This is a genomic window from Alcaligenes sp. LTN-3, from assembly GCF_059735605.1.
This window is the reverse complement of record NZ_JCAPDN010000002.1, coordinates 826,376-851,994: the sequence shown is the minus strand read 5'-3', so window position 1 is coordinate 851,994 and position 25,619 is coordinate 826,376. Positions and strand designations below refer to the sequence as shown.

Annotated in this window: 25 protein-coding genes and 1 tRNA gene; 11 read left to right on the top strand and 15 right to left on the bottom strand. The window is 55.5% G+C overall.

The window, feature by feature from the left end; all coding sequences use genetic code 11:
• Position 1 precedes the first annotated feature (1 nt).
• Both AC6I6N_RS12210 and AC6I6N_RS12205 read left to right on the top strand, forming a co-directional pair.
• The gene (locus AC6I6N_RS12210) at positions 2-1,669 is read left to right on the top strand and encodes an ABC transporter permease (RefSeq protein WP_249461404.1); all 1,668 of its coding nucleotides are present in this window, start codon (positions 2-4) and stop codon (positions 1,667-1,669) included.
• Positions 1,670-1,685: 16 nt separating this feature from the next.
• Entirely contained in the window at positions 1,686-2,690 is a 1,005-nt protein-coding gene (locus AC6I6N_RS12205) for an extracellular solute-binding protein (RefSeq protein WP_094195912.1), read from the top strand.
• A gap of 169 nt (positions 2,691-2,859) precedes the next feature.
• Here AC6I6N_RS12205 and AC6I6N_RS12200 read toward each other — a convergent pair whose 3' ends face one another.
• Both AC6I6N_RS12200 and AC6I6N_RS12195 read right to left on the bottom strand, forming a co-directional pair.
• On the bottom strand, positions 2,860-3,048 hold the full coding sequence (locus AC6I6N_RS12200) for a hypothetical protein (protein ID WP_395029478.1): 189 nt from the start codon (positions 3,046-3,048) through the stop codon (positions 2,860-2,862).
• Positions 3,049-3,181: 133 nt separating this feature from the next.
• Positions 3,182-3,772 carry a phenylacetic acid degradation protein PaaY gene (locus AC6I6N_RS12195; protein WP_094198279.1) on the bottom strand — a complete coding sequence of 197 codons (591 nt, stop codon included), beginning with the start codon at positions 3,770-3,772 and terminating at the stop codon, positions 3,182-3,184.
• 113 nt (positions 3,773-3,885) lie between these two features.
• Here AC6I6N_RS12195 and AC6I6N_RS12190 point away from each other — a divergent pair, with 113 nt between their 5' ends.
• The 3 genes from AC6I6N_RS12190 (at position 3,886) to AC6I6N_RS12180 (ending at position 6,627) form a co-directional block, all read left to right on the top strand.
• Entirely contained in the window at positions 3,886-4,143 is a 258-nt protein-coding gene (locus AC6I6N_RS12190; RefSeq protein ID WP_094195910.1) for a hypothetical protein, read from the top strand.
• 219 nt (positions 4,144-4,362) lie between these two features.
• Positions 4,363-5,433 carry a nitrilase gene (locus tag AC6I6N_RS12185; RefSeq protein WP_346549107.1) on the top strand — a complete coding sequence of 357 codons (1,071 nt, stop codon included), beginning with the start codon at positions 4,363-4,365 and terminating at the stop codon, positions 5,431-5,433.
• Positions 5,434-5,643: 210 nt separating this feature from the next.
• Positions 5,644-6,627 (top strand): AraC-like ligand-binding domain-containing protein, encoded by a 984-nt coding sequence (locus tag AC6I6N_RS12180; RefSeq protein ID WP_497943538.1) that lies wholly within the window; start codon positions 5,644-5,646, stop codon positions 6,625-6,627.
• Between the two features lie 24 nt (positions 6,628-6,651).
• On the opposite strand, the gene AC6I6N_RS12175 is transcribed toward AC6I6N_RS12180, so the two are convergent.
• From AC6I6N_RS12175 to cysS, 10 genes are all read right to left on the bottom strand, one after another.
• Positions 6,652-7,011: a DUF4870 family protein gene (locus tag AC6I6N_RS12175; RefSeq protein WP_094195907.1), complete on the bottom strand. Its 360-nt coding sequence runs from the start codon at positions 7,009-7,011 to the stop codon at positions 6,652-6,654.
• Positions 7,012-7,100: 89 nt separating this feature from the next.
• Positions 7,101-8,024 carry a prohibitin family protein gene (locus tag AC6I6N_RS12170; RefSeq protein ID WP_346549105.1) on the bottom strand — a complete coding sequence of 308 codons (924 nt, stop codon included), beginning with the start codon at positions 8,022-8,024 and terminating at the stop codon, positions 7,101-7,103.
• Positions 8,014-8,154 carry a hypothetical protein gene (locus AC6I6N_RS12165; protein ID WP_022983530.1) on the bottom strand — a complete coding sequence of 47 codons (141 nt, stop codon included), beginning with the start codon at positions 8,152-8,154 and terminating at the stop codon, positions 8,014-8,016. The genes AC6I6N_RS12170 and AC6I6N_RS12165 overlap by 11 nt, the downstream gene beginning before the upstream one ends.
• A gap of 172 nt (positions 8,155-8,326) precedes the next feature.
• Entirely contained in the window at positions 8,327-8,887 is a 561-nt protein-coding gene (locus tag AC6I6N_RS12160) for a hypothetical protein (protein ID WP_234354384.1), read from the bottom strand.
• A 380-nt stretch (positions 8,888-9,267) separates the two neighbouring features.
• Positions 9,268-9,360 (bottom strand) — tRNA-Ser (locus AC6I6N_RS12155).
• 60 nt (positions 9,361-9,420) lie between these two features.
• Entirely contained in the window at positions 9,421-10,674 is a 1,254-nt protein-coding gene (locus AC6I6N_RS12150; RefSeq protein WP_094195904.1) for an aspartate kinase, read from the bottom strand.
• Between the two features lie 170 nt (positions 10,675-10,844).
• A complete protein-coding gene (gene tilS, locus AC6I6N_RS12145; protein ID WP_406612140.1) occupies positions 10,845-11,792 on the bottom strand; it encodes a tRNA lysidine(34) synthetase TilS in 948 nt (315 codons plus the stop codon).
• 130 nt (positions 11,793-11,922) lie between these two features.
• A complete protein-coding gene (locus AC6I6N_RS12140) occupies positions 11,923-12,888 on the bottom strand; it encodes an acetyl-CoA carboxylase carboxyltransferase subunit alpha (RefSeq protein ID WP_042483971.1) in 966 nt (321 codons plus the stop codon).
• A 26-nt stretch (positions 12,889-12,914) separates the two neighbouring features.
• Positions 12,915-13,586 (bottom strand): DNA-3-methyladenine glycosylase family protein, encoded by a 672-nt coding sequence (locus AC6I6N_RS12135; protein WP_094195903.1) that lies wholly within the window; start codon positions 13,584-13,586, stop codon positions 12,915-12,917.
• The gene (gene cysS / locus AC6I6N_RS12130) at positions 13,571-15,022 is read right to left on the bottom strand and encodes a cysteine--tRNA ligase (RefSeq protein WP_094195902.1); all 1,452 of its coding nucleotides are present in this window, start codon (positions 15,020-15,022) and stop codon (positions 13,571-13,573) included. The genes AC6I6N_RS12135 and cysS overlap by 16 nt, the downstream gene beginning before the upstream one ends.
• Before the next feature lie 265 nt (positions 15,023-15,287).
• On the opposite strand from cysS, the gene AC6I6N_RS12125 reads away from it, so the two are divergent.
• The 3 genes from AC6I6N_RS12125 to AC6I6N_RS12115 all read left to right on the top strand — a co-directional run bounded on the left by AC6I6N_RS12125 (position 15,288) and on the right by AC6I6N_RS12115 (position 17,374).
• The gene (locus AC6I6N_RS12125; RefSeq protein WP_230019128.1) at positions 15,288-15,899 is read left to right on the top strand and encodes a tetratricopeptide repeat protein; all 612 of its coding nucleotides are present in this window, start codon (positions 15,288-15,290) and stop codon (positions 15,897-15,899) included.
• Positions 15,900-16,068: 169 nt separating this feature from the next.
• Entirely contained in the window at positions 16,069-16,578 is a 510-nt protein-coding gene (locus AC6I6N_RS12120; RefSeq protein ID WP_199827856.1) for a peptidylprolyl isomerase, read from the top strand.
• Positions 16,568-17,374 carry a UDP-2,3-diacylglucosamine diphosphatase gene (locus AC6I6N_RS12115; RefSeq protein WP_321268074.1) on the top strand — a complete coding sequence of 269 codons (807 nt, stop codon included), beginning with the start codon at positions 16,568-16,570 and terminating at the stop codon, positions 17,372-17,374. The genes AC6I6N_RS12120 and AC6I6N_RS12115 overlap by 11 nt, the downstream gene beginning before the upstream one ends.
• A gap of 1,088 nt (positions 17,375-18,462) precedes the next feature.
• Here the strand turns inward: AC6I6N_RS12115 and AC6I6N_RS12110 are convergent.
• Genes AC6I6N_RS12110 through AC6I6N_RS12100 form a run of 3 tightly spaced genes read right to left on the bottom strand, consistent with a single transcriptional unit; the run spans position 18,463 to position 21,783 of the window.
• A complete protein-coding gene (locus AC6I6N_RS12110) occupies positions 18,463-19,323 on the bottom strand; it encodes an undecaprenyl-diphosphate phosphatase (protein WP_094195899.1) in 861 nt (286 codons plus the stop codon).
• Positions 19,324-19,349: 26 nt separating this feature from the next.
• Positions 19,350-20,933, bottom strand: coding sequence for a TerC family protein (locus AC6I6N_RS12105; RefSeq protein WP_094195898.1), 1,584 nt, complete (start codon positions 20,931-20,933; stop codon positions 19,350-19,352).
• 58 nt (positions 20,934-20,991) lie between these two features.
• Positions 20,992-21,783 (bottom strand): inositol monophosphatase family protein, encoded by a 792-nt coding sequence (locus AC6I6N_RS12100; protein ID WP_009457824.1) that lies wholly within the window; start codon positions 21,781-21,783, stop codon positions 20,992-20,994.
• A 108-nt stretch (positions 21,784-21,891) separates the two neighbouring features.
• Between AC6I6N_RS12100 and AC6I6N_RS12095 the strand changes: the two genes are divergently transcribed.
• From AC6I6N_RS12095 to AC6I6N_RS12085, 3 genes are all read left to right on the top strand, one after another.
• Positions 21,892-22,740: an RNA methyltransferase gene (locus tag AC6I6N_RS12095; protein WP_094195897.1), complete on the top strand. Its 849-nt coding sequence runs from the start codon at positions 21,892-21,894 to the stop codon at positions 22,738-22,740.
• 136 nt (positions 22,741-22,876) lie between these two features.
• Positions 22,877-23,647: an IclR family transcriptional regulator gene (locus AC6I6N_RS12090; RefSeq protein ID WP_094195896.1), complete on the top strand. Its 771-nt coding sequence runs from the start codon at positions 22,877-22,879 to the stop codon at positions 23,645-23,647.
• Positions 23,648-24,205: 558 nt separating this feature from the next.
• Positions 24,206-25,615 (top strand): short-chain fatty acid transporter, encoded by a 1,410-nt coding sequence (locus AC6I6N_RS12085; RefSeq protein ID WP_108727951.1) that lies wholly within the window; start codon positions 24,206-24,208, stop codon positions 25,613-25,615.
• Positions 25,616-25,619: the final 4 nt, after the last annotated feature.

Sequence of the window (25,619 nt, the reverse complement as noted above, 5' to 3'; positions counted from 1 at the left end):
CATGGCTATTGCTGCAAGACCCCTGGCCCTTCGTTCCCCCTGGTTCCTGCCCGCCCTGATTTGTCTGGTGGTGCTGGTGTTCTGGGTCGTCTGGCCCCTCGCCTCTCTGTTCTATCAAAGCATTATCAACCCGGCAACGGGCATGCCCAGCCTGCATGGCTTTGAAACCTTCTTCAGCGACCCGCGCTATGTTGAAGCTTTCTTCAACACCATCAAACTGGGGCTGATCTCCACCGTTGGGACCTTACTGCTGGGCGCCCCGCTGGCCTATGTGGTAGCCCGCTACGACTTCCCCGGCAAAGCCATTGTGGCGATCCTGCCTTTAACCACCATCGTGCTACCCGACATTATCGTCTCGCAAGCCTGGCTGATGCTGCTGGGCAATAACGGCGTGGTGCGTCTGGCCCTGGAAAGCATCGGTATTGATCTGCCCAGCTTCTATGGCTGGTTCGGCATGTCCTACGTGCTGATCCTGAACGATTACACCTACGTGTATATCGGCATGCTGGCTGCGCTCAAAGCCATTGATGGCACGCTAGAAGAAGCGGCCGTGAACCTGGGTGCCACCAACCTCAAGCGAGCGCTGAGCGTGACCTTCCCGGTGCTGATGCCTGCCTTGCTGGTCAATGCCATGATTGTGTTCACGCTGGCCGTAGACAACTTCTCCATCCCCATGATTCTGGGTGGTCAGGTTGATGTTCTGTCCTCGCTGACCTACACCACCTTCCTGTCCGAGATGAGCGGCAACCCCACCATGCAAGGCGTGCTGGCCGTGGTGTCCGTGATTCTGGTCGGTGCGGTGTTATTCATTCAGAAACGGGTACTGGAGCGCAAGACCTTCCAGATGCAGCAAGGCCGTGCCCCGCGTCCGGTTCGCGCTCAAGGTCTGGCCGGTATCTTGCTGACCATCGGTGCGGTGATGTTTGTCACCTTCTCGCTGATCCCAGCCTTTATCGTGCTGATGGGTGCTTTCACCAAAGCCAGCGGCCCGGTCATGCAGTACGGCACCTTCACCCTGGACAATATGGAGCGTGCCCTGCGCTACGCCCCCGAGCCCATCTTGAACTCGCTGATGCTGGCCAGTGTTGCCACCGTTGCAGGCACCTGCTTTGCCACGATCTGCAGTTACCTGATCGTGAAAAAACGTTTGTTCGTGGTGACTGCACTGGACTATATGGTAATGCTGCCTTTGGCCATTTCCGGCACCGTACTGGGTATTGCCCTGATCCAGACCTACAACAGCGGCATGCTGGTGCTGACCGGCACTTGGGTGATCATGGCCGGTGCGTACTTTGTGCGTAAAGTGCCTTTTTCCATTCGCTCGGCCTCGGCCTCGCTCTACAACATTCCCGACTCTATCGAAGAGGCTTCCATCAATCTGGGTGTCAGCCCCTTCCAGAGTTTCTTCAAAGTGGTTCTGCCCTTGATGAAGCCCGCCATTCTGGGCGCGGCCATCCTGATGTGGGTCACTTCACTGGCTGAAATTTCCGCCACTATCGTGCTGTATTACGGTGGTATGGAAACCATGCCCATCCAGATGTTCCGTCAGATCGACGCCGGCTTTCTGGCCCGTGCTTCGGCTTACGGGGTGATCCTGATGGTCGTGATTCTGGTGCCGATTTATCTGGCTATCCGTTTTCTCAAGCTGGATTTGTTTTCCAGCCGCTAATCTAAAAAGGCTCACTATGCTGACTACACGTTTTTTGAAAACTGGTCTGGCACTCTCCTTCAGTGTCGGCGCCCTGTCCCTGTCCGGTGCCGCCCTGGCCGCCAATGCCGTGATGTACACGCCCAACAATGTGCAAACCATTGATACAGCGCTGGAAATCGCTCGAAAGACTGCTTCTGACCTGTCCATTCAACAAGTGACTTCGGGCGCTGGCGCCTTGATGAAGCGTATCGAAGCCGAATCGCAGAACCCGCTCGGTGACGTGGTATGGGGCACTGGCTACGGCACCATGGCCGCTTTCCAGCAGAACTTCGAGGCTTACGAGTCGCCCGAGAACAAGGCCATTCCTGAAGCCTTCCACGGCAAGGACAGCCTGTGGACCAGCTCCAACGCGCACGTCATGGTCATCATGGTCAACGACCGTCAGCTCAAAGGCTTGGCTGCTCCCAAGACCTGGGCTGATCTGTTCGATCCCCAGTGGAAAGGCAAAGTCATTATTGGTGACCCCGCCTCGTCAGGCAGTGCTTACGACCAGGTTTACGGCATCTACCAACTGTATGGCGCTGAAGGCCTGCAAAAGCTGGCGGCCAACGTGATCGTGTCCAAGAGCTCGGGCCAGGTTTACAAAAGTGTGGCAAACGGCGAGTACCCCTTGGGCGTGACCATGGAATACGCCGCTTACGCCTATGTGGCTGGTGGTCAGAAAGGCATTGAGCTGGTCTACCCTGAAGACGGCACCTTCATCGCCCCTGAAGGCGTAGCTGTCATCAAGAACCCCAAGAACGGCCAGGAAGCAGCGCGCAAACTGGTCGATGTTCTACTGTCCAAAGAGGTTCAGGAAGCCGAACTGGTTGAGAACTTCCGCCGCCCCACCCGCAGCGACATCAATGTGGCCGAACTGACCAAACTACCTAATCTGGATCAGATCAAGATTGCCAGCACCGACCCCTTGAAGGCCGCTGCCGAGTACGAAACAGTCATCGAGGCCTGGAAACAGGCGTTGGCAGCAGCGGGTAAATAAACCAGCCAAGCCCCGAACTGAACAGCGACGCCAAGTGGGCCTACCCCACCAGTTGCTTGATCAGAACTCAAGACAAAACCCTTGGTGTGGGCTTCGCTCCGCACCAAGGGTTTTTTATCACCGCTAAAAAACGACGCCCAAAAAAGAAGCAAGATCCGCTCTAACCCTCTCAGAGTCGTTCAATATGCGGCACCGGCTCACCAAGCTCCATCCATCGAGCCATCGCCGCCGAGACTCGCTGTCCTGTAGCCTCCAAACCCTCTTGCTCGACACAATCAAGACGAATGATGTAGTTTAAAAAGTCCCCGCCTACATTGGCCGCCAAGGGCAGAACCTCCAGCCCCTGTTGTTTCACCATATCAAACACAAGCCGAAAATTAGGGCGCATGGAGTGCCAATAAATAGCCCCGTGCTGATGCAAATCGGCGCATAAATCAGCAACAAGAACGGGATCCTGATGGAAGCAAATCTCCATTCAAGCCCCGCTTCGCTTAATCAACCGGATAAATCTGATCTTCACGCAAACGCGGGCGGTCTGCTTCCACTTCCGTCAAGGGCTCCACGCGTTGCATCGTTGCCAAAGAACGCTGCGCCAATCGCTGGTACATACGCGTGCCGAAGAATTTGCCATCAATGGCTTTCTGATCCAGCTCTTTGACCACCGTCGCCGGGGACCCCGCCACCAGACTGCGGGGAGGCACTTGCATGCCTTTTTTCACAAAGGCCATGGCACCAATAATGCTGTCTGCACCGATGTCCGCCGCGTCCATGACGACCGCATTCATGCCCACCAACACGTTGCGACCAATGACGCAGCCGTGCAGCACCGCGCCGTGTCCGACGTGGCCATCCTCATGCACCACCGTATCCTGATAAGGCGTGCCGTGAATAACACAGGTGTCCTGAATATTGGAGCCGGCCTTCATGATGATGCGCCCGAAGTCCCCTCGCAAACTGGCCAAAGGGCCGATATACACGCCCTCACCAATAATGACGTCACCAATCAGTACAGCGGTAGGATGAACATAGGCCGTGGGGTGAACCACAGGCACCAGCCCATCAATAGAATAAATATTTTGCATACCTGCCTCGTACAAAAAGCCTGCACCCACAGCCGGCCCCAGGTCCGGCCAAAAATACGATCATAGCTGCTACAGACCGATATAATGCGCCGTACTCTTTCTTTTTGCACCCTATGAGCATGTTGTATTACTGGCTGGCTTTTTTCTTGGGCATGGTGTTTTACGCCGCCTACTTGTCGCAGTCCTTTTTGCTGTCGCAAGGCATCCTCTATATGAAGGAAAAAGATCAATCGCCACCCCTGCTCTGGCTGTTCACCCGCTTGATCGGCTTTATTCTGCGCGCCATTCCCGGCTTGCTGATGCGCCCCATTCCCCTGATTCTGTGGGTCTTGGGCATGGGGCTGACGGTGCAATACAGCTTCGCACCTTAGGCCGGATAGTTCACTCCCTGCTTGTTCACTGCATGGACGGCCGGATCAGGATGAACCCCTCCTGACCCCATGCTTGCGACTCCCAGTCAAGCATCCTGCGCCTGTCAGTCAATTCAGCGCCGCCCACCCCTCCTACACTGACGCAAACCAAAATGGCCGGGCTCAGTAAGCAGCGCGGTCTGACGATCAGAATCGCGGATACCGCGACAAGGAGGATGTATGCAGACAAGAAAAATCGTCCGGGCAGCCGCCGTACAGGCCGCCTCTCCCAACTACGATCTGGCAGCAGGGGTTGATAAAACCATTGAGCTGGCTCGTCAGGCCCGCGATGAGGGCTGCGACCTGATCGTGTTTGGTGAAACCTGGCTGCCAGGCTACCCCTTCCACGTCTGGTTGGGCGCACCGGCCTGGTCGCTGAAATACAGTGCCCGCTACTATGCCAACTCGCTCTCGCTGGACAGTGCAGAATTTCAACGCATTGCCCAGGCCGCACGAACCTTGGGCATTTTCATTGCCTTGGGCTATAGCGAACGCAGTGGTGGCAGCCTGTATCTGGGCCAATGCCTGATCGACGACAAAGGCGAGATGCTGTGGTCGCGCCGCAAACTTAAACCCACACATGTCGAGCGCACCGTGTTTGGTGAAGGCTATGCCCGTGATCTGATTGTGTCCGACACCGAGCTGGGCCGCGTCGGTGCGCTGTGCTGCTGGGAGCACCTGTCTCCCTTGAGCAAGTACGCGCTGTACTCCCAGCACGAAGCCATTCACATTGCCGCCTGGCCGTCTTTTTCGCTGTACAGCGAACAGGCCCATGCTCTCAGCGCCAAAGTAAACATGGCTGCCTCGCAAATCTATTCGGTCGAAGGCCAATGCTTTACCATCGCCGCCAGCAGTGTGGTCACTCAAGAGACGCTGGACATGCTGGAAGTGGGAGAGCACAACGCCTCCTTATTGACCGTGGGCGGTGGCAGTTCCATGATTTTTGCGCCAGACGGACGCACACTGGCCCCCTACCTGCCGCACGATGCCGAAGGCCTGATCATTGCCGACCTGAACATGGAAGAAATTGCCTTCGCCAAGGCAATCAACGACCCCGCAGGTCACTATTCCAAACCTGAGGCTACCCGTTTGGTACTGGATTTGGGGCACCGTGAGCCCATGACACGGGTTCACTCCCAAAGCCTGATCAAGGAAGAGGCCTGCGAACCACTCACACCCAGTACGATTGCACCAGTTGCCATCAGCCAGATCCAGGAATCGGACACACTGTTGGTGCAGGAACCGTCCTGATCGCCCAGAAAGCAAGGCCCGGACAGACTGCCCAGGCCTTGCTTTCTTTTGCCTTCTCGTTGCGGCCACCGCCTCATCCTGGTCGGAAATTATCGTCACCCGCCACTATTTCTGGTCTGGTGCAAACCAAAGATCTTGCCTGATACTTAGTCAGTCCAGTTGATCGCAGTCCTGCCGTCAGCATTCGGATACACGACGCAGAGGTCATCAATGGAGCAATGGTCCACCACGGCAATTCCCCCTACCCGGCGCGCGCCCTACTGGATGGAGGCCGTCAATAAGGCCTATGTACAACTGGAGTGCACCGTCCCCTCCCATTCCTCTGCCCCCTTCTTCGGTGCCATCACGCGCCATGAACTGGCCGCTGTCAGCCTCTCTCATATCACCTCGACCACACAGACAGTCCTGCGCACGCCGCTGCAAATCTCCAGAGCATCCGAGGATATTTTTCTGCTCAGCATACAAGTGGCCGGAGCGGGAAAGCTGGTTCAGGATGACAAGACCGCTTACCTGCAACCCGGTGAATTGGCCTTGTACGACTCCACCCGTCCCTATCAGCTTCTGTTTGATCAGGACTTTGAGCAGTATGTACTTTCTTTGCCCGGCTCCATTTTGCGCAATCGTTTGCACAATGCCGAGGACATGACAGCCTGCAAAATCACCAGCGCGCAATCGGGCACGGCACGCTTGCTCTCCCATATGGTCAGCGAGCTAACCGACTGCCCCCCTTCCGGAGGCCCCAGTGTAGATACGTCGCTTGCTGACAGCTTGGTCAGCATTCTGGTCGCGGCGCTAGCAGAGAATCTGGGCGGCCTGCCTTTACAGGACAACACAGGGTCTGTACGACGCGACCGCATCAAAGCCTATGTGCTGGAGAATCTGCGCGATCCTCAATTGAATATAGGCAAAATTGCCAAACGCTTGGACCTGACGCCCAGCACCGTACACCGCGCCTGGGAGGGCGAGGCCAACTCACTGACAAGCTGGATCTGGTCCATGCGCTTGCAAGGCGCTGAACAGGATTTACGCCAACTGGCCCATCAGCACAGGACCATCACAGAAATTGCTTACCACTGGGGGTTCAGCAGCTCTGCCCATTTCAGCCGGGCATTTCGACGGCACTTCGGAGTGCCGCCGAAAGAGGTCCGCGAGAATATGCGGGCCCTGGCCCAAGCAGACTCAAAGCCTATCTGATCAGACGGCCCGGCGTTCTGGCAATCAGGCAATGGCCTTGCCGTCATTCAATGCCAACAGGCCTTTGACCAGGCGGTACACGATCCACACGCCCACAATCACGATGGTCACAAAACCGACCAGAATCGCCATCAGCAAGAACGACAGCACCACGCCAACCAGGCCCCACCAGAAAGTACGGATTTGCCAATCGAAGTGCGACTCCAGGTAAGTGCCGCGAACCTCATCACGTTTGATGTAATTGATGATGATGGCGACCAAGGCGGTAATACCGCCAAACATGGACAAGATGTACAGGGCGTAATTGATTAATGTCAGGTTACGTAGGTTGACCAACTGCTTGGTACCCTCGTCTTGTGGAACCGGATTCATATCATCATTCATTGATCACTCCTTGGAAAAACAAACGGTAGCGTTACCTTTGCTGTAACGCTACCGGAGAAACGCTGTTCGGGCTAACGACTGTCAGTAAATTAACGCAGTCCGATAAAGGGCATGGCAGAACCGGGAACCAGACTTTCTGGTAGTTTACCGTCCCACTTTTCCACTGCATTCAAGTTGACCAGATTGGTGTTCTGGGCTAATGCCTGGGCCTTGGCAGAAATCGCCTTGGCCTCAGCTTCACCACGCAGACGAATACCATCGGCTTCAGCCATGTAGCGTTCGCGTTGAGCGCGAGCCTCTGCTTCGGCCTGCACCACCTGGATTTCAGCCTGAATAGAAGCGGTTTCTTTTTGCTGGCGCGTGGTTTCAATTTGAACCTGGGCCAACATGCGGTTTTCAATCGACTGCTCGTACGCTTTGGAAAAAGACACTTCCTCAACCTGTACACCCATCATCTGCATGGGGGCAGACTCCAGCGTCACGCGCATGGCCTCGTTAATGTCAGCACCGAGTTTTTCACGATTCTGAATGGACTGAGCGGCGGTGTACTTACCGAACACGTTCTTGATTACGTCCAGAGCCTTGCGCTCCAGCAAGCGGGCCTCCAACGCTTCCAGCGAACCGTATTCGGAGTACAACTGGGCCACATCGGTTTCAGGCACTCGATACGTTACCGAGGCCACCATGGAGGCAGACTGCTGGTCAAAACTATACGCCTCAAGCTGCATGCGAACCGTGTGATCACGCACCGAAATCTTGCGTACCGTATCAAAGAACGGAACCTTAAAGTCCAATCCTGGTTCGGCCACACGCACCAGCTTACCGTTACGCAGCACCACACCACGTTCACCCTGATCGACCTGCAGGAACGACCCCATGGAGGCCACAATCAGGATCAGGAAAATAACAACAGCGGCCCCAAGAAAGCCCAGTCCCTTGGAGTAATGGGTCGTGCCACCTTCTGATTTTGCTTTAGCAGCCAGTTTCGTTAATGGATTTTTATCAGTGCTCATCACGGCTTCCTTTATGTGGCTGACGCGTCTGGTCTTTTAATTGACGACGTTCCACCATCAGTTGCCGTATGCCTTTGGCAATCAGGTAGGCCAGCACAGCGGCCCCCAACAAAATCAAGATGATACGCATGACGCTTCAGTCTTCCCACTAGATTTCAAAGAGACGGCAATTATCCCCGATTCCCTATGCCATGCTCAGAAAATAAGCGTCAAAATATGACAAATGGGCCATATTGCCGGTAAGAAATCATCAACGGACGCCCTTGCAGCATCCTGGGCAACGCGATACGCGGCCTGCGCCTTTATTCCAAAGAAGCCAAGGCCGCATCCAGATCAGGCATATGCGCCTGCACAGGAGGCACATCACTGCGAGTGGCAATCAAGCGCAAAATATGATTTTTGCTGATCTGGAAAGTACGCATTAACTGCTCCAGCTCGGCAGTAGAGTATTGGCGGGCATTATCACGCAAAGCCGCCTCCAGCGCATCCAGCTGTTCATAGACCAAGTCCAGATCTTCGCGCTCTTGAATATACAGACGCGTCAGCCAAATACGCTGCCCCACAGCGTCCCATTGCTCCAGCCCCGAAAACCCATGCTTTTGCGTCAGGCTGTTTAATTGGCGGTACAGATCCGAACCGCGCCTTATCTGAGCGACATCGAGCACAGGAGGAAAACCGTCGGGCAGCCCCCCATCCCAAACAGGCTCGCTGCGCTCTACCGTTTGGAGCACTGGCAAAATATCGTGCAGGCTTTGCACATAACGAGTCACGACCTGGTCATCCAATGCCAGCTCAGTTGAGGACGCCAAGAACGGCAGGCCCATCAAGGCCATGCCACAGATACAGAGCACTCGTTTAATCATCGCTCGCCCTAAAAAACAAGACAGCCGTCTTGAACGACGCAAAACACTTTGTTTGATTGTAAGCACGAGATTCACTGCTTTTCTTGGCCTGTGCCAAAAACGACACAGCATTTCACTCTTTAATAGTCTTGCTCTAAAAAGACTTGCCCTGTTTGAATTCCATACTGTCTGAAATTTGTCAGCCGGACTATCCGTGAAATTGGCTTCACTCTGTCCCAGAATAAAGGTAACAATTATTTTTTATTTTGGCTTCAGAACAGGCTTGAACGCAGCGTCGACAACGTGCCTGATCGCTCTTTCCCGGCAGGCTTGGGCACACGCGAACAAGCGGCGGGCAATAAAAAAAGCCCTTGAAAACAAGGGCTTAATTTAATTTCAGCTGGCGGAGACGGAGGGATTCGAACCCTCGATACGGGTATAAGCCGTATGCTCCCTTAGCAGGGGAGTACCTTCAACCTCTCGGCCACGTCTCCAGCTCTAGGAAAGAAGTAACTATAGCATTTTTAAAAAACCAATGCAAATAGCTATAGGGATTATTTTTCCTGATCCAGCTCGAACGTCTTGTGCAGAGCACGTACGGCCAATTCCATGTACTTGTCAGCAATGATGACCGAGGTCTTGATCTCGCTGGTGCTGATCATCTGGATATTGATGCCCTCTTCGGACAAGGCGCGGAACATGGAGCTGGCAATACCAGCGTGGTTACGCATGCCGATACCAACGATGGACACCTTGCACACGGCTTCGTCAAACACGATTTCGCCAGCGCCCACAGCAGGACCGACCTGGTTCATCAACAGTTCCTTGGTGCGCAGCGCATCGTTGCGGCTGACGGTAAAGGAGAAGTCAGTTGTGCCTTGAACCGACAGGTTCTGCAAAATCATATCGACTTCAATGTTGGCTGCGGCAATAGGGCCCAGAATGGAATAGGCCACGCCAGGGGTGTCAGGGACGGCGCGCAGGGTGAATTTGGCTTCATCACGGCTGAAGGCGATGCCAGAGACAACGGCAGCTTCCATTTTTTGGTCTTCCTCGAAAGTAATCAGCGTGCCCGAAGACATTTCTTCTTCGAGCGGAATCATGGGGTCGGTCATGGAGGACAGGACGCGCACAGGCACCTTGTACTTGCCAGCAAATTCCACGGACCGGATTTGAAGAACTTTGGAGCCCAAGGAGGCCATTTCCAGCATCTCTTCAAAGGACAGCACTTTCATGCGTCGAGCTTCTGGCACAACGCGTGGGTCAGTTGTGTAGACACCGTCCACATCGGTAAAGATCAGGCATTCACTGGCCTTCATGGCAGCGGCCATCGCCACCGCAGAGGTGTCCGAACCGCCACGACCCAAGGTCGTGATGTTGCCTTCTTCATCCACACCTTGGAAGCCGGTCACAACGACCACACGGCCTGCGTCCAAATCCTGGCGGATGCGGGTGTCATCAATAGAACTAATGCGGGCACGGGTGTAGGCATTGTCGGTTTTAACGGGAACTTGCCAACCGGCGTAGCTGCGGGCGGGAACGCCCTGGGCAGCCAAAGCCATGGCCAACAAAGCGCTACTGGCTTGTTCACCCGTGGCAGCCAGCATATCCAGCTCGCGCGGATCAGGCTGAATGCTCAGTTCTTTGGCCAGGCCTAGCAAACGGTTGGTTTCACCGGACATGGCCGAAGGAACCACCACAACTTGGTGCCCGGCGGCATGCCATTTGGCAACCCGACGCGCCACATTCTGGATGCGCTCGATCGAGCCCATCGACGTGCCGCCATATTTATGTACGATCAGGGACATCTTTTACTCTGCATCAAAGGGCTAAGGTCTGGGATAGACACAAAACCCAACTATTTTAACGACTTTCTGTGCCCCAAGCGCAGGCTCTACCAGATACGCACGCAAAAAACACATACTTTGCCGACTCAACACCATAGCCCACGCTCCTGCCACAGGCCACCCCAAACTACTTACTTGTTAGATTGATCTGCCCCCAGACTGTTTTTCTGCTCACCTGAGCAGGCAGATTCAATTTGCACCCGACCACGCACACAGCGGATCAGATTCGGTCCTTGCTTCCATATCAAATTTCTGTCGTGACCTTGGGCATGGACACCGCGCAGCTGGCGCAACAACTCCGCCAGACGTGCATGCGTGGGTAAACCTGCACCCTGCGCTTGCAACCAATAACGGATCACCATGCTTTGTCGGGCCGGTTCCAACTGACGCCAGGCGCTCAGGCTGAAACTGCGGCCTGCCTCATCCGGCTCCAGAGCTTGCCAATCCTGGCGGGCCACACTGTCCAATACGTCCTGCGTCTCACGGCTTAACTGGGCTTGTCGTTGCAAACGGCGTTGCCAACCCGGCCAGCGTGCATCCAGCACGGGCGTGAGCAAGTCGCGCACTGCACCACGGGTGTACTCAGGATTGATATTGGTAGGGTCTTGCACTGCGTGCCAGCCTGTGGCCGCTGCAAAATTTTCACTGGTTTGAAGAATAAGAGCCCTGGGCTGTTCCAGCCAGGGTCGCCAGTAATTCAGATCATCGCGCTGCATATGGGGAGCCATCGCACCCAGGCCGGTTGTGCCCGTGCCTCGCAGCAAACGCATCAAAACGGTTTCAGCCTGATCGTCCTGATGATGAGCCAGCAGCACATGCTGCAAGCCAACAAAATGCGCCAGTTCAGCCAGCCCCTGATAGCGGGCATCACGCGCGGCAGACTCCATACCATCCGCGCTGAGACGGCGGGACTGTACCTGGACTCGCAAGCTGTGACAGGGTCGCTGCAAACGCGCAGCCAAATCATGCACATGCGCTTGCCATTGATCGGCAATGGCTTGCAGGCCATGGTGAATATGGAAAAAATGAAGTGTGACGTTGCGGCGGCTGGCCCAAAGATGGGCATGTACCGCCAGCATTGCCGAGTCCGCACCACCACTTAAGGCAACAGCGACACTATCGCCACTTTTAAAACTTAGGTGATGATCAAGCGCCTCCAGCAGCGGGGTTGAGGGGCTAAAGCCCCCCAGCTGACTGGAAGACAATGGATCAGGCACGAACTTCCTGATAACGCCCGTAGGCCAAGAGACGTTCCATACGCTGCGCCAGCAATTGTTCGGTGCTCAGGCCTGAGACCTGACGCAAGGCGTCAGCCAAAGCGCGGCCCAATTGGCGTGCCATCATAGTGGGGTCGCGATGCGCGCCACCGATAGGTTCATTGATCACGCGATCAACCAGACCCAGTTCTTTCAAACGCGGGGCAGTGATGGCTAGCGCTTCAGCCGCCACAGGAGCTTTGTCCGCGCTACGCCACAAAATTGAGGCGCAACCTTCGGGCGAGATGACGGCGTAGGTGGAGTATTGCAACATGGACACCACATCTCCCACAGCAATGGCCAACGCGCCGCCCGAACCGCCTTCACCAATAATGGTGGAGATGATAGGCACACGCAGTTTGGCCATGGCAAACAGGTTATGGCCGATCGCTTCGGACTGGCCACGCTCTTCAGCACCAATACCGGGGTAAGCACCGGGGGTGTCCACGAACGTGAAAACCGGAATGCCGAATTTTTCTGCCAGATGCATCAGGCGCAAGGCTTTGCGATAACCTTCGGGGCGCGGCATGCCAAAGTTGCGGCGGGCGCGCTCTTTGGTATCACGACCTTTCTGATGACCAATGACCATGCACGGTGTGCCGTTGAAACGGGCCAGACCACCCACAATAGCCAGGTCATCCGCGTACATGCGGTCGCCATGTAACTCATGAAAGTCCGAGAAGATCTGGTTTACATAGTCCAGCGTGTAGGGACGTTGCGGATGGCGAGCAACCAGGGCCGTTTGCCAAGGCGTGAGCTTGGCGTAAATATTTTTGGCCAGCGTCTGGCTTTTTTGCTGCAGACGGCTGAGTTCCTCTGAAATATCCACAGCGGAATCAGATTGCACGTAGCGGAGCTCTTCGATTTTGCCTTCGAGCTCGGCCAAAGGCTGCTCAAATTCCAGGAATGTATTTCGCATGTCGGTTCTTAAGGTTTAGGCCTAATTTAATATCGTACCGCAACTGTGTTCAGACTGCGCCACAGATGCCAGGTGGCCACCGTGCACCACGGTGCCCACGCTTGAGCAACTTCACGCGCCTCGAACCGGGATACCGGCTCGCCGCTGAAATAGTGCAGAGAGATTGCCTTGAGCAGGCCCGCATCATCCAAAGGGAGAACATCGGGTCTGTGCAAGTTGAAAATCAGAAACATATCTGCCGTCCAGCGACCCACGCCACGAATGGCGCACAGATCAGCAATAACGGCTTCGTCAGACAGGGACTGCCATGCCTGGGGGTCGATTTTACGAGCATCAAAGTGCGTCGCCAAATCAACAATGTATTCAGCCTTGCGTTTGGGCAAACCCAAACCATGCAAGGCCTCGTAGCCCAGTTCCACAATCAGTTTGGGCGAGAGCGCCTGACCGCAACCGTCCAGCAGCTTACGCCACAACTGGTCCGCTGTACGCGAGGCCAGTTGCTGGCCCACGATAGAGCGCACCAAGGTGGTGAAAGCCGGTGCCTGATGTTGCAAACAATAGTCGCCGTGCTGGGGGATGAGCTTGCGCAAGATACGATCGCGCCTCATCAACTGGGCGCACGCGTCGTCCCAGTAATCAGGTTTGCCCACCAAACGAACTTGGGGGCCGGATTGGACGCCGTTTAGGCCCTGCGCCATTGTGTTGCTCCACCTGGCCGATCTTCCAGCTCAACGCCCTGCTCTTTAAGCTGATCACGAATGGCATCGGCACGGGCAAAGTCCCGGTTCTGTTTAGCCTGGCTGCGTTCAGCCAGCAGCGCGTCAATCTGGGTATCACTCAAGGAGTCGGCACCAGCCACATTGCCCGCTTGGCCAAAGCGTGTGCTGGCGCGCCAATAAACGGCCGGCTCCACTTGCAAAAGACCAATCACCCCACCGAGCGCACGCATCAAGCCGGCGGCCTGCGCATCCTTGTCACGGTTGGCCTGACCAGCCAGCTCGAACAGGACGGCAATGGCTCCAGCGGTATTGAAGTCGTCATTCATGGCTTCGGCAAAAGCCAGCGCGGGGCCTTGAGTCCAATCAATGTCCACTTCGGCCGCAGGAACGTGTTGCAAGGTCTGGTACAGACGATCCAGCGCCTGTTGGGCGTCGCGCAGATTGTCCGGCGCGTAGTTTTGCAGACTGCGGTAATGGTTGCGCACAATAAAGAAACGCAGCATTTCCGCTTCACGCGGATTGGCGATGTAGCTGCTTTCTTCGTCGGCCAGACCTTCAGGAGCCACGGTATCGCGGATGCGACGGAAATTGCCCAGGGACTTGGACATTTTTTCCGAGTCCACCATCAGGGGACCGCAGTGCATCCAGACATTGGCCAACTGGCCGCCAAAAGCACCTTCTGTTTGGGCAATTTCGTTTTCGTGATGGGGGAACTTCAAGTCCGGGCCACCGCCATGAATATCCAGGGGCTGACCCAGCAGTGCCTTGCTCATGGCCGAGCACTCAATGTGCCAGCCCGGACGGCCAAGACCATAGGACGATTCCCACTTGGATTCGGCAGGCTCGTCTTCTTTTGCTGCCTTCCACAGCACAAAATCCAGGGGGTCGCGCTTGGCCGAGTTCAGGGCAACACGCTCACCGGCACGCAGATCGTCCAGGGAGCGGCCCGACAATTTGCCGTAGCCGGGGAACTGACGCACCGCATAGTTCACATCACCGTCCTCGGACTGGTAGGCCAGACCGTTCTCTTCCAGCTTGGCAATAATGCCCAGCATATCGGGCACGTACTGTGTAGCACGCGGCTCCGAATCGGGACTTTGCACACCCAGGGCCTTTTCGTCGGCATGCATGGCCGCAATATAAAAGTCCGTCACCTGTGACATCAGTTGCTTGCGCTCGACGGCACGGCGGATGATCTTGTCATCAATATCGGTAATGTTGCGCACATACGAGACGCGATAGCCGCTTGCTCGCAGCCAGCGCTGCACGATGTCAAAACTGACCAGCATACGGGCATGCCCCAAATGACAGAAGTCGTACACCGTCATACCACAGACGTACATACGTACGTGGCCCGGTTCAACCGGAGAAAACACCTCTTTAGAGCGTGACAACGAGTTATAAATGCGCAACATGGCCTGTAATCGTCATAAAATCGGAACCTTGTGCCAGAACAATTTGCCCTTGGATCAGGTTCCGTATTTCCCGCCCGGCAAGAGGCAAGGTTAGAATGATGGTCAACAAGTATAGCAAGCAGACCTCGTTAAAGGCAGCAATCTACCAACCTTCCTGGTCTTCAAGCCAGATTTTATAGGCGCCCCCTCTGTGCTCAGTACACCTAGACGGACTCGGTTTTTCGCTCCGTGCACCCTGGCCTTTTTGCTGGCCCTCGGTCTCAACGTGAGCGCCCAATCCTTGCCCGATTTACCCCCGCCCGCCGTGCGGGTGAACGATCCCCTGCTCGATATCGCCCCCGAACCTGAACGTGGCTGGAAGGGACTGGCCCGTGCACTGGACGTGCTCGCGCCCAGTGTGGATACCTCGTTGCCGCTTAGCTCCGCTCAAATCAGTCAGCGCATCAGCACCCTCATTGCCCAAGGCCGTCATGCTGACGCCTTGCAAGCTATTGAGAAACAGCTAGAGCAGCGCAAAGACCGTGGCGAACCCGGGGCCAATGTACAACTGCTGTTTTTGAAAGCACGTGCCCTGTCGGCCAGTGGTGACCATAATGGCGCAATCCGCCTCTATCAGGATATGACCACCTATTATCCGGAGCTTCCCGAGCCCTGGAATAATCTGGCGGCTGAGTACATTGCACAAGACAAGCTGGATATGGCACTGGAGGCCCTGAAAATGGCCTTGACCGCCGATCCGTCCTACGCACTGGCTCGCGCCAATATGGGTGAAGTCCAATTGATGCTGGCCAATGACACCTATCGTCAAGCCGCCGCCAGCGGTGTGCCCAAAGCAGCCCAGCGCGCGCAACAAACTGGCCAAATTCTGCAACAATAAGATTTTTATTTGACGGGATTGTCCCTCTCTTATGTTTGCAAGCACATTTCAATGGTGTGATCAGGCTCGTCGCTTGCGCACCCTGCTTATTGCTGCCTGTATGGCTATGCCTATGATGAGCAGTCCGGCTATGGCAGCAGATTCTTCCACTTCTTCTGAAGGCACTTCTATGAGCACCTCCCCACGCGTCCAACTGCAGACGAATCAGGGCACCATCCTGATCGAACTGAACGCAGAAAAAGCCCCCAACACCGTTGCCAACTTTGTGGACTATGTGTCCAGCGGTTTTTACGACGGCACCGTGTTTCACCGTGTGATCAACAACTTCATGATCCAGGGTGGTGGCTTTGAGGCCGACATGAAGCAAAAATCGACCAATGCTCCTGTCAAAAATGAAGCCGACAACGGTTTGAAGAACGACAAGTACACCCTGGCCATGGCTCGTACGTCCGATCCACACTCGGCTACGGCTCAGTTCTTCATCAACGTGGCTGACAACGACTTCCTGAACTTCACCGCACCGACCGCCAATGGCTGGGGTTACGCCGTATTTGGCCGCGTGATCGAAGGCATGGATGTGGTCGACAAAATCAAGACCGTGCGCACGGGCAACAAGGGCTTCCACCAAGACGTGCCCGTTGAAGACGTCGTTCTGGAAAAAGCCACGCTTGTCGAATAAGCTCACGCTTGCGGGCACTATCTGGATTGCTGCGGACCTGCACCTGGGTCCGGACAATCCAGACACCGTCCAGGATTTCCTGCAGTTTCTGCACTCCGCCCAGCATCAGGCACACGTCTTGATTCTGGGCGGTGATATTTTCAATGCCTGGATCGGTGACGATCAAATTGCCCACCCTGCTCCCTGGCTTGCTCAAGTCAGTGAGGCGCTGCGCTCTTTTGCGCAGCAACATCCGCTTTATTTAATGCGTGGCAATCGTGACTTCCTGCTGGGCAAGGCCTACGCCCATCATGTCCACGCCACGCTCTTGCCGGATCAAGTGGTCCTGGATACCTCTGCCGGTTTGATTTTGATGTCCCACGGTGACGAGTATTGTCTGGACGATCTGGCCTATCAACGCTTTCGCTATTGGGTACGCAAACCCTGGCTGCAAAAGCTGTACCTGGCCTGCCCGTTAAGCCTGCGCCAGCGTATTGCAGACTCTGCCCGTGCGGGTAGCCAGCGCGGCAAGCAATACAAATCCAAAGAGATTATGGATGTGCAGCCTGCGGCGATTGTCGCGGCCTGCGAGGCACACTCTGTGCACGCCATGGTGCATGGCCACACACATAGACCCGCCGTGCATGACATTCCCGGCTTTGAACCGGTACGCCGATGGGTACTGCCGGATTGGGAGTCTGACTTCTCTAAAGAAGAACGGCGTGGCGGCTATATCAGTATTGAAGGCACACAGCTTTGTTTGCACCAATGGGGTAAAAAGGATCAGTGCCAGACACTGGGACCTCAGCAAGTTTGACTTCGTTGACTCCAGCTATAGGCAGTTGGTTTTAAGTTGGGTTTTTTCGTCCGTTCATGGGATGAGAAACTGCTTATTCTTGTGAGCGACAGCGACAGGCCGCAGGAATCAAGGCGGCTGCATAAGCATTTTTGAGGGGGCCGCTGGGCTCGACTTGGCGGGTCTCCGGCCCGTGCTGCGCACGGGTTCCCTGGTCTCTTGCAGTATCCAGGCGCCCTGTGAACTCGCGGGGTGGCTCGTCCCCCGTACGAACCACAAGCGCCCCGCTCAAACAGCACAGGGCTTGCATCCTGGATAATGCAAAAGCCTGCGGCCAGAGCCCTGACTCGCCCATCGAGCCCAACGGCCCCCTCAAAAACACAAAAGAGACCGTGATTTTTGCCAACAAGATACTTTTCCTCGCGGCTGCTAAAAAAAACTATTGAAAACTGGTCTCGTACTCCAGCACAAACCATAAACACCACGAGCGATATAAGGCTGCTTGCCCCCACCTCACTGTGAGCCTCTCGGTTCGTCTCCCCCGGTATCCGGGGCGGTTTAAACAGCTTGCCGCAGGCGGTGTTCGGATACGGGATGCAAGCGCCCTTCTGTTTGAGCGGGGCGCTTGTGTCTTGTCCAGGGGACAAGACACCCCGCGAGTTAAGGGCGCGCCCGTATCCGAACACTGACAAGGGTACCGGTGCGCAGCACCGGCAAGTAGTCAGCCCGGATACCGGGGCAGACGAACCGAGAGGCGTCTTGCTGAGACCAAGCTCCCCTCAGCAGCAGCGTATCAAAAACCAAACCATGCCAGATCAACTAGCTGGCGACAAACCCGCTATTTGCTAACTAACGCTTGAACACAACAGTCGCCAAGAAAGTGCCTATCCAGTTAGCACACCAATCAAGAGACAGACAGACAGACAGATAGATAGATAGATAGATAGATAGGTAGGTAGGTAGGTAGGTAGGTAGGTAGGTAGGTAGGTAGGTAGGTAGGTAGAGTGTGTGCGTGGAGGGAGGCTATTTACTGAACTTCCCTGAAAAGAAAAATCCCCGCCGACAGCTAAGCCAAGCGGGGATCTCCAAACGTCTAAAGCGACAACGGACTACGTCATCAGCCACACAAACAACACTCCACCCAGGGCAATCCGATACCAGGCAAAGGGTCGATAAGTACGGCTGGATACAAAGCGCAGCACCGCCTTCACCAGGAATAGCGCACTAAAGAAAGCGGCAATAAAGCCTACAATAATCGCGCTGCTCTGATCTGTACTCAAGGACGCACCGTTGCGGTACAGGTCATAGACCGTGGCGGCCAACATCGTTGGCATAGCCAGAAAGAAAGAAAATTCCGTGGCCGTCTTGCGCTGAATACCGGCCAGCATACCGCCGATAATCGTCGCCCCCGAACGCGACGTACCTGGCACCATGGCAATGCACTGGGCAAAACCAACGACCAAAGCCTGCTTCCAGGTGATCTGCTCCAAGGCAAAGGCCGTGGCCTTTTGCGAAGTGGCAGTTTCACCCTGATCGCCATCTGCCGTGTGCTTTGCATACTGTGGCTTACGCTCGACCCACAGCATCAACAAGCCCCCCAGCACCAGTGTGAACACAAACACAATCTGGTGATGGAACAAGGCTTTCACGTATTGAATCGTCAAGGCACCAATCACCGCAGCGGGCAAAAAGGCGATCAGCAGATTGCGAGTGAACATCATCTCAGTGCGATCACCACGCAAGGTTCCCATGATCAGTTGAATCAGACGCGCACGGAAAATCCAGACCACGGCCAAAATCGAACCAAACTGAATAACCACCTCGAACACCTTGGCATCGCCCGAGGAAAAATCAATCCAGGAACCCAGTATCAGCAAGTGTGCCGTACTGGAGACAGGAATAAATTCAGTAATACCTTCAACAATCCCCAGAAACAGGGCCTTCAACAAATAAATGGTTTGCTCGGTCATGTTGTGTGAATCAAAGCCAATAAAAATTAAGATGCCAAGAAGGGATCGATTTGTTCATCGTCGTAGGGCACGCGTTCCAAACTGACCTGGGAAATGCGACGCCCTTCCAGCTCCTGAACCTTGAAGCGATACACGGCATCGCGCTGTTCAAGCTCACAGACATCACCGACCTTGGGTAACTGTCCAAAACGCGTCAGCAAATAGCCGGCCAAGGTGGCGTATTCTTCCTCTTCATCCACCAGTCCATCCACGCCCAGCATCTGTTCCAGATGATGCAGATCCGTGGAGCCATCCAATAGCCAGTGGTCCTGGGATTCCTGAACAATATCGGGGGCTTCATCCTCGCTGGGAAAGTCACCCGCAATGGCCTCGAAAATATCCAAGGGCGTCACCAGCCCTTCAATCGCCCCAAACTCGTCCGTTACCAGGACCAATTGACCGCGGCTTTGCTTGATGGTTTCCATCAAGTCCAAAATTCCGATGGACTCATACACAAAGACCGGCTGACGCAATTGATCCACACGGATATGACCATGAATCAGCAGATCTGCCAGTAACTCTTTGCTTCGACCAATGCCAATAACCTCATCGAGCGAACCACGACAGACCGGCACCATGCTATGAGGTTCCTGTGTCATTTTGTCGCGCAGAACTTCGGGGGAGTCCTGAATATTCACCCATGTAATGGCATTACGCGGCGTCATCACCGAATGCACGGTGCGCTCGGACAAGGTCAGCACACCGCTAACCATATTGCGCTCTTCCTGGCCAAATACCATTTGTGCCGATGCCCCTGGCAAATCCGGCCCAATGGCCGCCTCTCCCGAAGCGGGGCGCTTGCCCAACATGCGCAGCACAGCCTCGGCCGTACGCTCGCGCATGGGGCGACCCGCTTGCAACATACGCAGCTTGCGACGCGCCAACTGATTGAACATTTCGATCAGGATGGAGAAGGAAATGGCCGCATACAAGTAACCCTTGGGTACATGTATGCCAAAGCCTTCGACCAGCAAGGAAAAGCCAATCATCAACAAAAAGCCCAGGCACAAAATAACTACCGTAGGCCGACTGTTGATATAAGCCGTCAGCGGTTTGGAGGCCACCAGCATGATGCCAATGGCAATAATCACCGCCGCCATCATGACAGGCAGGTGATCGACCATCCCCACAGCCGTAATGACCGCATCCAGAGAAAATACGGCATCGAGCACCACAATCTGCGCCACGATGACCCAGAAGCTGGCATACATGCGCGACCCGGAGGCGTGAGCACTGCGGTTTTCAATACGCTCGTGCAGCTCCAGCGTACCTTTGAGCAGCAAGAAAAAGCCGCCCACTATCATGATCAGATCGCGACCTGAGAAATCCAGACCAAACACGGATACCAAAGGATCAGTCAACTGCACCAGATGGGACATGACCGTTAACAGGCCAAGACGCATCAGCAGGGCCAAGGACAGGCCCAGCACACGAGCACGATCACGCTGCGCGGGCGGCAACTTATCGACCAAAATTGCAATGAACACCAGGTTATCGATGCCCAGCACAATTTCCAGAATTACCAGTGTGAGCAACCCAACCCAAACGGTCGGGTCCATCAACCACTCCATCTCAGCTCCTTGGCGCTGTGACTAAAAGAACACCCCGGCGGTGCCGGGGTCTAGGTTCTTAATCTTGCAGGTGCGACAGCATCTGGATAAAGATCTTCGGGCTGGCGGCAATCACATTGCCGGTTTCTTTCCAGGTTTGCTCGCCTTCAAAGTCGCCGACCAGACCACCCGCTTCAGTCACCAGCAAAGTGCCGGCGGCCAAATCCCAGGGTTGCAGGTTGACGGCGCAGAAACCATCCAGACGGCCGGCGGCCACATAAGCCAAATCCAAAACCGTTGCACCCACGCGACGCACAGCCGCACATTCGGCCAGCATATCGGCAAATGGGGAGGTAGGTTTCACGCCCGCGCCCGAATCTGGCACGTGCGCACCGATCAAGGCATCGTGATAACGAGTCTGGCCCGATACACGAATACGACGGTCGTTCAGGAACGCACCGCCGCCACGGCTGGCCGTGAACATTTCGTTGCGATTGGTATCGTAAATAACGGCATGGGCAGCCTGACCACGGTGCATCAATGCAATTGAAATCGCGTAGCATGGAAAGCCGTGAATAAAGTTGGTGGTGCCATCCAGCGGATCAATGACCCATTGGTATTCAGGAGTGCCTTCGCCTGCGGGTTCCAGCGGTGGGCGCTCGCCCGTTTCCTCTCCGATAAAACCGTGATCGGGGTAGGCTTCGCTCAACACTTCAATGATGGCTTCCTCTGCTGCGCGATCCACTTCCGTGACATAATCTTTAGGGCCTTTACGCGCAACCGACAGGTGCTGGAGGTCTAGACTGGCGCGAGAGATAATGGTGCCGGCACGGCGAGCCGCCTTGATGGCGGTATTGAGCATCGGGTGCATGGAAATTCCGTTTTTTTAACAATAATTGAGCCTGCCTGGCGTGCCCTGTTGCAGGGCAAAATCGCGTGAGCAGACACAGGAAGCGTAGCTTCAAAGTAGCTATTTTAAATGACTCAGACGCAAGCATCGGCATTTGATGATAATTTTCACCGGGTTCGCTTCATTATGGTGCAACCCAGCCACCCTGGAAACGTGGGCGCAGCGGCGCGAGCGATCAAAACCATGGGCTTTGGCGACTTATGTCTGGTTGACCCGCTCGACCCGGACGTTGCACAAAACCCTCAGGCAATCTCACTGGCCAGCGGTGCCGTAGACGTTTTGGAGCAGGCCACGATTGTGCCTACCCTGGCGCATGCGCTGGAGCCAGTCACCCTGGCTTTTGCCCTGACTGCCCGCCCCCGCTACCTGGGACCGCCAGCCGCCGATATACGCCAGACCGCCGAACTGAGCCGTGAACATCTGCGCCAGCACGCCGGCACAGTGGCCATTGTGCTGGGTACCGAACGCGTGGGCCTGACCAACGATCACATCAGCCAGTGCCAGTACGTCTGCCATATTCCAGCCAATCCTGAATACAGTTCGCTCAATGTCGCCCAGGCTTTGCAACTGGCCGCCTGGGAATTGCGCTACGCCCTGCTGGCTGAAAGTGGTGCCAGCCTGCTGCCCAATACCGATGGCAAGGCAGACCCCGGCAAGGAACTGGCGCCTCAAGCCAAGGTGCAGGCGTTGCTGCAACACTGGGAACAGGCTATCGAAAGCGTCAAGTTCCTGGACCCCAAGCATCCCAAAAAACTGGTGCCCCGCATGCAGCACTTGTTTGGGCGAGCCCAACTCAGCCTGGACGAAGTCGATATGTTGCGCGGCCTGTGTACCGCCATGATCAAGACCGCGAAAACGGCAGGTCACCCTATTCCCGAGCAGCGTAAAGACGAATCGGCCGGCCCGGAACAGCGCTAAAGCTTGCGCTCCGCCCCACTTGCCCGCTGCTTGTAGGGGGCTCTACCGGAAATGAGCGATCACACAGTGGACACTTTCTCGGCTGGCGTATATTCTTACTGAGTTACTTTTCGGTAAGCATTAGCTGTTTTCAAGCATGAACACTCCCGAGACCGTAGAACCGCAGGATCAGGCTGGGCCGCGTACCCTGCAACGCGGCTTGCTGGTGCTCAAGACTTTGCAAAATCATCAAGGCAAAGGGCTGAGCGTCACTGACTTGTCACGCGCCACGCAATTACAGCGCCCCACCATCTACCGGCTGCTGGCCGCTCTGATCGATCACGGGCTGGTCCAGAACAGCAGCCATAGCCGTCGCTACAGCGCCACGCGCCAGGATCAGGGCCTGTTTGGGCTGGACCCGCGAGTCACCATCATGCAGCCCATCATGCAAGAGCTAGCTCAACTGACCGGCGATGCCGTTTTTCTGGTGGGCCGCGATGGCGACGACTCCATTAGCCTATGGCGCGAAATCGGCCCCTACCCGGTACAGATTCTGGCCACTTATGTCGGCAAGCGTCAGCCCTTGGGCGTAGGTTCCGGTGGCATGGCCTATCTGGCCACACTGGGAGACGAGGCCATCGAACAGATTATCGAGCGCAATGCCAATCAGTTGGACCAGTACGGCGGCATGACCCAGCGCGAGATGCGTCAACTGGTTACCAACACCCGCATTCGTGGCTACTCGGTTGTCGGTAATTACGCTGTGCGCGGTGCCTTGGGTGTGGGCTGCGCCCTGTGCGACCACAAAGGCCGCCCCATTCTGGCCATGAGTGTCACGGCGATTACCGAACGCATGCCTGCGCCGCGTCAAAAAGAAATTGCCGGTCTACTGCGCGAGGCCCTGGATTCAGTGGCCGACAAATTTTAGTTCAAGAAAACAGTCCTCTCTGTTCGGTCCAGCGCCGTTAGGGTTCCTTAAAAGCACACAGCGCATTCTGTGTGCTTTTTTATGTCTCAAACAGTACTCCCACCCTTTCTCCCCTTCCTTTGCTCACCAGCTTCTGCCATGCAACTGGCGTCAAGCTCTCAGGTCTGGCCGTCAGAACCTGAGTAAAAGCCTTGCCTTTCCCCCTCTGCTCTTTGCCCTCACAGTCTCCCCATTGAAAAACGTAGTCCATTTCAAACGGTGCTGTCGTCTCTCTTCAAACTGATCCTCAAATCCGTTCGTTTTAGCTAAATATCTCCACACCAGAGAAAACAGCCGGCCTTATAGCCGCCGTTGCCTGTCCACAGGCTCACCCCCCTCTCTTTCCCTAGGGTTAACGCGCCATCGTTTCGCCGCGCGTAAATAAAACGACATTTGCTTTATTGATCCCCTGCCGGGCCTGTCGCTATCTTGTGGGCACAACGATAAGCCCCCTAAGGGACACACCATAGGCCGACCCGCTAGCCAGGTCGGGGAGACAAAAACAAGGATACGCTCATCATGAACACCACTGCTGCCATCCCGGCCAAACCCAGGCCAAACTTGCTGACCCGCTTTACCAATATCTGCGTGCGTTACGTAGAAAAGTGGATGCCGGACCCCTATCTGTTCGCCGTCATCCTGAGCTTGCTGGTTGTAGGACTGATTACCCTGTTTGTTGATGGTGCCACCCCCGGAGGAATGGTGGATGCCTGGTATCGCGGGGTATGGGGGCCTAAAAGTATTTTTACCTTTGCTCTGCAAATGGTGCTAATTCTGGTGACAGGCTACACCCTGGCCGAAGCACCACCGCTAAAACGCGCCATTATCTGGCTGGCATCCCGTGCCCGAACCCAAGTTGAGGGTGCCCTGTTGTGCTTTGCTGTAGGTTCAATCTTCTGCCTGTTGAACTGGGGCCTGGGGCTGGTTGCTGGCGCCCTGGTCGCACGCCAGGTTGCCCGCCGCCTGCCCCATGTCCACTTTGGTTATCTGATTGCCTCGGGCTATATGGGCTACCTGCTCTGGACTCAAGGTCTGTCCAGCTCGATTGCCCTGGCCAATACTGACCCCAACAGCCCCATCAACGTCATCCATCAACTGACCAGCATGACGGTGCCTTTTAGCCTGACCATTTTCCAGCCCTATAGCTGGATCCCGGTCGTGGCCCTGATCATCCTGCTGTTTCTGACAATCTGGCGCATGGAGCCCGACTACGCCTTGCCTCCCGACCCCGCTGTCTTCGCAGATATTGAAAAGGATCTACCCAAAACCAAACCCAACACTCCAGCCGAAAAACTGGAAAACCTATGGATTCTGAACGTACTGTTCTTTGCTGCGGGTATGTACTACTTCGTGCGCAGCGGTTTTGCGCTGAACATCTCATCCATGATCATGCTGTTCACCGTTACCGGTGCTCTGCTGCACTGGACCCCTATCCGTTTTATCAAGTCCTTTGTCGAGTCCGCCAAAACAGCAGGCCCGCTGATTTTGCAATACCCACTGTACGGCGGCATCATGGGCTTGCTGGCCTATATCCCCATGCAAGGAGGTCATGCTCTGGAGGAAATACTGTCCTCGGCGCTGGTGACCGGGGCCAATGAGTACACCCTGCCCTTTCTGACCTTTATCGCCTCCATCATCATCTCGCTGTTTGTTCCTTCCGGTGGCGGACACTGGGGGGTGCAAGGCCCCATCGCCGTGCAATCGGCCTTGGCCATGGGTCAGGACAGCCCCGCCTATCTGGGCCTGATGTCCATGGCAGTGGCCTTTGGCGAAGCAGTAGCCAATATGATCCAGCCTTTCTGGCTCCTGCCTGTGCTGGCCATTGCACGCTTGAATGTACGGCAAGTCATGGGCTTTACCGTCGTGGCCTTTCTGATTGGCACCGTCGTGTTGACGATTGCCATTCTTATTGCCCCCTTCACGCTCTAAGGAC

Bases quoted from the DNA above. Each gene is read 5' to 3' on its own strand.
- AC6I6N_RS12135 (WP_094195903.1), bottom strand. From the start codon at position 13,586: ATGGCGCAGGGCCTAAACGGCGTCCAATCCGGCCCCCAAGTTCGTTTG.
- AC6I6N_RS12195 (WP_094198279.1), bottom strand. From the start codon at position 3,772: ATGCAAAATATTTATTCTATTGATGGGCTGGTGCCTGTGGTTCACCCC.
- AC6I6N_RS12095 (WP_094195897.1), top strand. From the start codon at position 21,892: ATGACTCAGACGCAAGCATCGGCATTTGATGATAATTTTCACCGGGTT.
- AC6I6N_RS12175 (WP_094195907.1), bottom strand. From the start codon at position 7,011: ATGAATGATGATATGAATCCGGTTCCACAAGACGAGGGTACCAAGCAG.
- AC6I6N_RS12120 (WP_199827856.1), top strand. From the start codon at position 16,069: ATGAGCACCTCCCCACGCGTCCAACTGCAGACGAATCAGGGCACCATC.
- AC6I6N_RS12100 (WP_009457824.1), bottom strand. From the start codon at position 21,783: ATGCACCCGATGCTCAATACCGCCATCAAGGCGGCTCGCCGTGCCGGC.
- AC6I6N_RS12085 (WP_108727951.1), top strand. From the start codon at position 24,206: ATGAACACCACTGCTGCCATCCCGGCCAAACCCAGGCCAAACTTGCTG.
- AC6I6N_RS12210 (WP_249461404.1), top strand. From the start codon at position 2: ATGGCTATTGCTGCAAGACCCCTGGCCCTTCGTTCCCCCTGGTTCCTG.
- AC6I6N_RS12140 (WP_042483971.1), bottom strand. From the start codon at position 12,888: ATGCGAAATACATTCCTGGAATTTGAGCAGCCTTTGGCCGAGCTCGAA.
- AC6I6N_RS12180 (WP_497943538.1), top strand. From the start codon at position 5,644: ATGGAGCAATGGTCCACCACGGCAATTCCCCCTACCCGGCGCGCGCCC.
- AC6I6N_RS12150 (WP_094195904.1), bottom strand. From the start codon at position 10,674: ATGTCCCTGATCGTACATAAATATGGCGGCACGTCGATGGGCTCGATC.
- AC6I6N_RS12105 (WP_094195898.1), bottom strand. From the start codon at position 20,933: ATGGAGTGGTTGATGGACCCGACCGTTTGGGTTGGGTTGCTCACACTG.
- AC6I6N_RS12200 (WP_395029478.1), bottom strand. From the start codon at position 3,048: ATGGTGAAACAACAGGGGCTGGAGGTTCTGCCCTTGGCGGCCAATGTA.
- AC6I6N_RS12190 (WP_094195910.1), top strand. From the start codon at position 3,886: ATGAGCATGTTGTATTACTGGCTGGCTTTTTTCTTGGGCATGGTGTTT.
- cysS (WP_094195902.1), bottom strand. From the start codon at position 15,022: ATGTTGCGCATTTATAACTCGTTGTCACGCTCTAAAGAGGTGTTTTCT.
- AC6I6N_RS12165 (WP_022983530.1), bottom strand. From the start codon at position 8,154: ATGCGTATCATCTTGATTTTGTTGGGGGCCGCTGTGCTGGCCTACCTG.
- AC6I6N_RS12205 (WP_094195912.1), top strand. From the start codon at position 1,686: ATGCTGACTACACGTTTTTTGAAAACTGGTCTGGCACTCTCCTTCAGT.
- AC6I6N_RS12090 (WP_094195896.1), top strand. From the start codon at position 22,877: ATGAACACTCCCGAGACCGTAGAACCGCAGGATCAGGCTGGGCCGCGT.
- AC6I6N_RS12110 (WP_094195899.1), bottom strand. From the start codon at position 19,323: ATGACCGAGCAAACCATTTATTTGTTGAAGGCCCTGTTTCTGGGGATT.
- AC6I6N_RS12170 (WP_346549105.1), bottom strand. From the start codon at position 8,024: ATGAGCACTGATAAAAATCCATTAACGAAACTGGCTGCTAAAGCAAAA.
- AC6I6N_RS12160 (WP_234354384.1), bottom strand. From the start codon at position 8,887: ATGATTAAACGAGTGCTCTGTATCTGTGGCATGGCCTTGATGGGCCTG.
- tilS (WP_406612140.1), bottom strand. From the start codon at position 11,792: ATGCTGGCGGTACATGCCCATCTTTGGGCCAGCCGCCGCAACGTCACA.
- AC6I6N_RS12185 (WP_346549107.1), top strand. From the start codon at position 4,363: ATGCAGACAAGAAAAATCGTCCGGGCAGCCGCCGTACAGGCCGCCTCT.